7 protein-coding genes and 1 pseudogene are annotated in these 7257 nt (G+C 63.0%); 4 read left to right on the forward strand and 4 right to left on the reverse strand.

Features of this window, described 5'->3' with window-relative positions; all coding sequences use genetic code 11:
- The 4 genes and pseudogenes from ACIQ42_RS13450 to pdxH form a co-directional block, all read right to left on the reverse strand.
- Nucleotides 1–308 (reverse strand): annotated as a pseudogene (locus ACIQ42_RS13450) (hypothetical protein); the annotation flags it as partial.
- Nucleotides 309–393: 85 nt separating this feature from the next.
- Nucleotides 394–2040 carry a long-chain-fatty-acid--CoA ligase gene (locus ACIQ42_RS13455; protein ID WP_397422730.1) on the reverse strand — a complete coding sequence of 549 codons (1647 nt, stop codon included), beginning with the start codon at nucleotides 2038–2040 and terminating at the stop codon, nucleotides 394–396.
- A gap of 82 nt (nucleotides 2041–2122) precedes the next feature.
- Nucleotides 2123–3607, reverse strand: coding sequence for an AAA family ATPase (locus ACIQ42_RS13460; RefSeq protein ID WP_397422732.1), 1485 nt, complete (start codon nucleotides 3605–3607; stop codon nucleotides 2123–2125).
- The gene (gene pdxH / locus ACIQ42_RS13465) at nucleotides 3604–4269 is read right to left on the reverse strand and encodes a pyridoxamine 5'-phosphate oxidase (protein WP_397422733.1); all 666 of its coding nucleotides are present in this window, start codon (nucleotides 4267–4269) and stop codon (nucleotides 3604–3606) included. The genes ACIQ42_RS13460 and pdxH overlap by 4 nt, the downstream gene beginning before the upstream one ends.
- Before the next feature lie 80 nt (nucleotides 4270–4349).
- On the opposite strand from pdxH, the gene ACIQ42_RS13470 reads away from it, so the two are divergent.
- From ACIQ42_RS13470 to ACIQ42_RS13485, 4 genes are all read left to right on the forward strand, one after another.
- Entirely contained in the window at nucleotides 4350–5042 is a 693-nt protein-coding gene (locus ACIQ42_RS13470; RefSeq protein WP_397422734.1) for a DnaJ domain-containing protein, read from the forward strand.
- 70 nt (nucleotides 5043–5112) lie between these two features.
- The gene (locus ACIQ42_RS13475; protein WP_397422735.1) at nucleotides 5113–6105 is read left to right on the forward strand and encodes an ATP-binding cassette domain-containing protein; all 993 of its coding nucleotides are present in this window, start codon (nucleotides 5113–5115) and stop codon (nucleotides 6103–6105) included.
- Nucleotide 6106: 1 nt separating this feature from the next.
- Nucleotides 6107–6946 carry an ABC transporter permease gene (locus ACIQ42_RS13480; RefSeq protein WP_397422736.1) on the forward strand — a complete coding sequence of 280 codons (840 nt, stop codon included), beginning with the start codon at nucleotides 6107–6109 and terminating at the stop codon, nucleotides 6944–6946.
- Nucleotide 6947: 1 nt separating this feature from the next.
- Nucleotides 6948–7257: ABC-2 family transporter protein (locus ACIQ42_RS13485; RefSeq protein ID WP_397422737.1), on the forward strand; the 310-nt coding region annotated here is incomplete at its 3' end.

Raw genomic sequence — 7257 nt, forward strand, 5'->3', positions numbered from 1 at the left:
GGCCCTTGCCCACCCCCCGGCTCCAGGATGGCGTGCGCCGGATCAGCCCCGATCCGGCGCGCGACGCCACGCGGAAAGTTATCGGTGCGCCCGAATGGCGCAGGCGCATTGGGGCCCGAGACCTCGAACTGACGGATAGCCGCCAGAGTCTGGATCGCCGCGGCGACTCCTCGCCCACCGGCATCCGCAACCGCCGCTGCTGCCGCCCGGGAGGCCAGTTCTACCGGCGAAAGCGCCTCATAGTCCGCAGAATCAATCCGCTCGGACGCCTCTCCGACACCGATGATGATGGGGGTGTGATCGTCCACCGCGAACTCCGGTCCAAGGCCTGCTTTGTCGCGTCTCGTTTGACGGCCTACGCGGGCGATGTCCAGAGATCAGGAATGAAGTGGATCACGCCTTCTCGACTGCCTTCGCAACCGGTAGGACATAGTCCTTCATCCGGTCGCGGATCAGCTTCTTGTCGATCTTGCCAGTGGCGCCCAAGGGGATGTCATCAACGAACACCACATCATCCGGCGTCCACCACTTGGCGATCTTGCCTTCGAGGAAGGCCAGGAATTCGTCCTTTGTGCTCTCGGCGCCTGGGTTCAGCTTAACCAGCAAGAGCGGCCGCTCGTCCCATTTCGGGTGATAAACGCCGATCACCGCGGCAAGAGCGGCCTTGGGATGGCCCACGGCGATGTTTTCGATCTCGATCGTGGAGATCCACTCGCCGCCGGACTTGATCACGTCCTTCGCCCGGTCGGTGATCTGCATGTAGCCATAGCCATCGATGGTGGCGACGTCGCCGGTATCGAAGAAACCCTCGGAGTCCAGGATCTCGCCGCCGTCGCCCGCGAAGTATTGGCCGACCACGAAGGGGCCTTTCACCTTCAGCTTGCCGAAGGTGGTTCCGTCATGCGGCAGGCGTTGGCCAGCGTCATCCTCGAGCTTCAGATCTATGCCAATGGGCGGACGCCCCTGCTTCAGGGTAAAGCGCAGCTGATCCTCAGCGTTCATCGCAGCCACCGCAGCATTAGGGTTGGCCAGTGTCCCCAGGGGCGAGGTCTCGGTCATTCCCCAGGCGTGGGTGACGGACACGCCATACTCATCGCGGAACCCGCGCACGATGGCTTCCGGCACCGCCGAGCCGCCGATCACAACGCGCTTCAGGGTCGAGAGCTTTCCGTTGGTTTCACGAAGGTGGGTCAACAGCATCTGCCACACCGTGGGCACCGCCGCCGAGAAGGTGACACCCTCGCTTTCCAGCAACTCATGCACCGACGCGCCGTCCAGCTTCGCCCCCGGCATCACCAGCTTGGCGCCGGCCGCGGGGCACGAAAACGCCAGACCCCAGGCGTTGGCATGGAACATCGGTACTACGGGAAGCACCGTGTCCGTCGCCGAAAGGCCCATGACGTCCTTGCTCATGGTAACAAGGGTATGGATGAAGTTGGAGCGGTGCGAATAGAGAACGCCCTTGGGATTGCCCGTCGTGCCGGAGGTGTAGCAGAGGCCAGACGGCAGGGTTTCCGCAAAGCCACCCCATAAACAGTCAGCCGAATGCTGTTCCACCAGGGTCTCGAAGCAGAGTGCGCCAGGCAAATCGACGCCCTTCATGCCGGCCGCGTCGGTCATGACGACGATATGCTTGATCGTCGGCATCTGGGCCCGCAATTGCGCCACGATGGGAACGAAGGTGAGGTCGGTGAACAGCACCTGATCCTCGGCGTGATTGACGATGTAGACCAGCTGCTCGGCGAACAGGCGCGGGTTCAGCGTGTGACAGACAGCGCCAATTCCCATGATGCCGTACCAGGCTTCGATGTGGCGGCCGGTGTTCCAGGCCAGGGTCGCGACACGGTCGCCGGCCTGCACGCCCATGCCCTTAAGCGCATTGGAAATCCGCTTCGCTCGCTCGTGGATCTGCGCGTAGTTCGTCCTGACGATGGGGCCTTCCACCGAACGGCTGACCACCTCGCGGTCGGGATGCCAGTTTTTGGCGTGGTCGAGGATTTTATCGACCGTGAGCGGCCAATCCTGCATCAGACCCAGCATAGGTGTTTGTCTCCGAGGAACTCGTGTGTGTTGTTGCTGCGCGAGAATTAGTCAGCGTGGATGGATTTCGCAACGCGGTCCTTCAGGGTTCGGCACGGGACCAGGCCCGCGCCGCCTCCTCCGTTGAGCCGGAGACGTCTATACTGGGCCAACTCAGAGGCCCAAGGTCGCGTCGGAGTTGCTCGCGCAAGACCGCAATGGTGGCGTCAGAAGCATCGCCGGTGCGGCTGGCGATTCGAGCTTCCAACACCTCGGATGGGGCTTGTAGCCAAGCCGCCCGGAAGGGAACCCCAGCGTCCCGCGCCAGCGCCTCGGCTCGCGCTCTCTGCGCCGGTTCCATGAAGCTGGCGTCGAGAACCACTGAACGCCCTGCCGCCAGCAAGGCGCGCGCGTTGACGAACATCTCATCGTAGGTTCGGGCGTAGGCGTCAGGCGCATAGCTCTCAGACCCGGCGGGCATGGTTGCGGTCTGCTTCAGCAATCGCTTTCGAACCTCGTCGGTCCGCAGGATCACCGCGCCCGGCGAGGCGCCCAGCAATGGCGCAGCAGTTCTTGAGAAGGTGGACTTGCCCGCCCCTGACAACCCCCCCACGGCTACCAGCGTCGGCGCCTGTGGCGCGAGGTGCGCGATGGCCGCTTCCACATATGCCCGCGCTGTGTCCGGATCGTCGCTGTGCGCAGTAACATGGGCCCGCACCCCGGCGCGAACAGAGAGCATGAGAGGCAATAGCGCAACTCCCGCCCAAAGGTCCGGCGGGAAGCTGCGCCCGGCTTCATCAAGGTAGGCCGACAGCGCCCGCACCGCCGCATCCCGGCGACCGCGAAAGTCGAGATCCATCAAAAGGAAGGCGAGATCGTACTGGACATCCAGATCCGAGAGGACATCGTTGAACTCAATACAGTCGAACAAAACCGGGCCGTCATCCCTCAACAGGATGTTGCCCAGGTGCAGATCCCCGTGGCAGCGGCGTGCGTAACCGGTTGCTGCGCGATGGGCCAACAGCGGCGACCATTTCTCCAGCTCTATCTCGGTCAGCGCAATCATGATCTCGACCCGGGACTGATCGAGCCCCGGACAGGTCTCGCGTAAGAGTCGGGCATTGGAACCTACAGTGTAGGCCATCGCGGTCAGGCCACCCTCGGGGCGTAGCGGGGCGTCGCGGTGAAACCCGGCGATGGTTCGCCCCAGGGACTCAGCCAGTTCGCCGGTGACCCGCTCGGGGCAGGCCGACAGGACAGCCGTCTCGTCGAAGCGCTGCATCTCCAGCACGTGATCGATGGTCACACCGTCGCCATCCAGAGCGAGGGACCCGTCGGTCTCGCGGGTAATTCGGCGGACCGCGCGATAGATGTCCGGCGCAGAAGACCGGTTGAAGGCCAGTTCCCGGTCCAGCGCCCAGAAACGGCGCTCTGAGGTGGAGAAGTCGACATAGCCCAGGTCATCGTGGCGTTTGAGTTTCAGCGCCCGGTCCGGAGCCAGGAAGACGTGAGCGCAGGCGGTGTCGATTGTCCGCTCGCTTAGCGGTGACAGCCAAGCGACGATCTCAGCTTCGAGTGCGCTCTTCAAGGAAACAGCCGGCGCGTGCTCCAGCCGCCGTCGGCTCGGTCAAACACCAAGCGCTCATGAAGGCGGAACGGCCGATCCCGCCAGAATTCGATCGTTTCGGGCGCGAGGCGGAACCCGGACCAATGTGGAGGGCGCGGCACCTTGCCCAAACCGAAGCGCAGACCCACTTCCGCAATCCGCTTTTCCAGCGCCAGGCGATCCGGCAACGTCCGGGACTGGTCCGACGCCCAGGCCCCTATCTGAGCTGGTCGGGCTCGGGTGGCAAAATAAGCGTCAGCCTCTTCGTCACTAACAGAGGTGACCGAACCCCTGAGCCGCACCTGACGGCGAAGCGACTTCCAGTGAAACATCAAAGCCGCCTGGGGATTGGCCGCCAGTTCACGCCCCTTCGCGCTTTCAAGGTTTGTGAAGAACACAAAGCCGTCGGCGTCGTATCCCTTAAGCAGCACCATTCGCACGTCGGGCATACCGAATGTGTCGACGGTGGCCACCGCCATGGCGTTGGCATCGTTGGGTTCTTTGACCTTGGCCTCGGCAAACCACTCGCCAAAGAGGGCGAAAGGGTCGGTTTCGCTCAGCAACGCAGGCGGCTCCGCAGAGATGACCTGGCGGACGTATTCGTCTTCGGTTGGCGAGGGGGGGATGAGGGTTTTGTCGTTCACAGGCACCTTATAAACCGACCTCGAAGCACGTTGCGAGGCTTAACGCTACGTTGACAGCCTTCGCCATAGCCTCCGTCCTCATGACTCGGGCCGCAACCGACCTGACCCTGAAGATGGCGCGCGAGGTGCTGGGCGTAAGTTCGGCAGCAACGCCGGGCGAAGTGCGCCGCGCGTTCCGCGAGGCCGCCAAGCGCGCGCACCCCGATACTGGTGGCGATGACCGAGCCTTCCGCCAGGTAGTCGAAGCCTATGAGCGACTGCAAGACCCATTGGACGAGCGGCTTTTCCAAACCCCTGCCCGACGCCGCCCCACGCCAGAACCCGAGCTGGAAATCTCCCCACGCATCGCGATGGAGGGCGGTGAGGTCGATCATCGAATGCCTGACGGGCGGCTGATCCGGATCGATCTGCCTGCCGGTCTGCGACCTGGTGACAAGGTGCGCGCCGGCGGTGGAGAGCTTTGTGTTTACATCCGCGCACAAGAGGGTGTGATCGTGCGCGGCAACGATGTCTGGATGAGCGTGAAGGTCTCGCCGATCACGATGAAACGTGGAGGACGGGTCGCCGTCGAGACGCCGTTTGGTCGGCGCATCGTCTGGATTGATCGTAAGGTTGGCGAGCGGGGTCTTGTCCGGCTGGAGGGCCAGGGTCTGCCCGCGCGCGGCAAGCGGCCGCGGGGCCACATGTTCCTTCGATTGGCCGCAGCCGCGAGCGTGGCCGATAGCGCGGCGCTGGCCCTTTTGAGACGTTTCGCGGCCGCCTGGGCGGCCTAGAGATGACGTTGACCGGGAATTTCGGTCGACCTATGCTTTCTCCCTAACCTTCCAAATCGGTCGACCTCCCATGCCCCAGATCCTGGTCGAGGACCTGGTAAAGCACTATCGCGTGGCAGAACGCGATCCGGGACTCACCGGGTCGCTTCGAGGACTTGTGCGACGTCGTTGGCGTGAGGTGAGGGCGCTGGAGCGCGTAAGCTTCTCCCTTGAGGCCGGCGAGTTGCTGGGCCTCATCGGCCCAAATGGGGCTGGAAAGTCCACCACCGTCAAAATACTCTCCGGTATTTTGCGTCCAACCTCAGGGCGGATCGAGGTCGCCGGTCGGGTTCCCTACGAGGAGCGAATCGCCCATGTGGCCGGGATCGGGGTGGTGTTCGGTCAGCGGACGCAGCTCTGGTGGGATTTGCCAGTGATCGACGGTTTCGATCTGCTGGCGCACATCTACCGGATCGATCCGGCCAAATATCGGCGGACGCGCGACGAGCTGGTGGCTCTATTGAAGCTGGAACGTCTGCTGGACCAACCGGTAAGGCAGCTTTCACTCGGACAACGGATGCGTGCCGAAATCGCCTCGGCCCTGCTCCACGAGCCGGCTATCCTGTTCCTGGATGAACCGACCATCGGGCTCGACGCTCCCTCCAAGCTGGCCGTCCGCGAATTCGTACTTCGGCTGAACCGAGAACGCGGTGTCACGGTGGTGCTCACCACCCACGACATGCACGATATTGAGGCTCTCGCGCAGCGAGTCATGGTGATCGGGCACGGACAGGTGCTAGCGGACGGCGGCCTTGACCAGCTTCGGGCAACAGCATTGGCGGAACGGCGGCTGCACGTGGATTTTGCTGGTGAGGCACCAATGCTCTCGCTGCCGGGCGCTACGGTTCGAAAACGCGAGGGCCGGAGTCTGGAGCTGGCGTTTGACCCAGTGGTGACCTCCGCCCCCACACTCATCGCACAGATAGCTGCGGCTCATGCGGTAGAGGATGTTCATATTGCAGCGACGCCGATCGAGGAGGTGATCGCCCGCTTCTATGACCTGCACAGAGCCAGCGAAGCCTGAGATGAATCCGGCGCGTCTACGCCCGTATGTCGCGGCCTTCGTTTCGCGATATCAACTGACCCTGCAATACAGGGCAGCAGCACTGGCTGGCTTTGCAACCCAATGCTGGTTTGGCGCGGTAAAGGTGATGGTGATCGCCGCCTTCTATGCGACTGCACCGGCTGCCGCAGCGGTTGCGCCGATCACCCTCAGTCAAGCGATTACCTACACCTGGCTTGGGCAGGGCCTGCTTGCGCTGCTGCCTTGGGCAGCGGACCCGGAAGTCGCGTCTTCCGTTCGAACCGGCGCGGTCGGCTACGACCGAATGCGACCTGTTGACACCTATGGATTCTGGTACGCCAGAGCCGCTGGCTGGATGACCGCGCGCGCCGTACCGCGGGCTACCCTGATGATCGTATTTGCCGGGATTGCTCTGCCGCTGATGGGGTTTCCGGATTGGTCCTGGCAGCCGCCGCCGAGCCCGGAGGCTGCAGTGCTGTTTGCGATGGCCCTGTGCCTGATGATCGCACTTGCAGCGTCGGTGATCATTCTGGCCAACGTCTTGGTGGCCATCACCCTAAATGATCGAGGGGTGAACACCCTGTTGATGCCCACGGTGATTGTCTTCTCGGGAAGCCTGCTCCCGCTTCAGCTTCTGCCTGACGCCTGGCGCACCGCTCTGTTCCTGCAGCCTTTCGCCGGGCTGATGGACATCCCGTTCCGCATATATGCCGGCAATCTGACCGGACTTTCGGCGCTGGCCGGACTGGGACTGCAAGCCTTCTGGACGATGATCCTTGTGCTCTGCGGAAGGACCCTTCTGGAACGCGCCATGCGGGACCTTCAGGTTCAGGGAGGGTGAGATGGATGCTCTACGCCTTCTAGGCCGCTATGCCGTCGTATCCTGGCGGGCGCAGATGCAGTACCCCGTTTCAGCCTTGCTGCTGACCGGCGGTCATCTGCTCGCCACGGGCATCGAGTTCATCGCGGCATGGGCATTGTTCCAGCGGTTTGGGAGTGTGGGTGGCTGGACGCTCGGTGAAGTGGCGCTCTTTTATGGACTGGTGAACGTCGCGTTCTCGCTCGCCGACCTGATGACCCGTGGTTTCGACGTTCTTGGCAATGAGTTCATCCGAACAGGTAATTTTGATCGAATCCTGCTTCGACCCCGCT

Origin of the sequence: Phenylobacterium sp., assembly GCF_044372605.1 — a bacterium.
Classification (GTDB): domain Bacteria; phylum Pseudomonadota; class Alphaproteobacteria; order Caulobacterales; family Caulobacteraceae; genus Phenylobacterium.

Excerpts from the sequence above, each read along its gene's own strand:
- ACIQ42_RS13455 (WP_397422730.1), bottom strand. The coding sequence starts at position 2,040 with ATGCTGGGTCTGATGCAGGATTGGCCGCTCACGGTCGATAAAATCCTC.
- ACIQ42_RS13470 (WP_397422734.1), top strand. The coding sequence starts at position 4,350 with ATGACTCGGGCCGCAACCGACCTGACCCTGAAGATGGCGCGCGAGGTG.
- ACIQ42_RS13475 (WP_397422735.1), top strand. The coding sequence starts at position 5,113 with ATGCCCCAGATCCTGGTCGAGGACCTGGTAAAGCACTATCGCGTGGCA.
- ACIQ42_RS13480 (WP_397422736.1), top strand. The coding sequence starts at position 6,107 with ATGAATCCGGCGCGTCTACGCCCGTATGTCGCGGCCTTCGTTTCGCGA.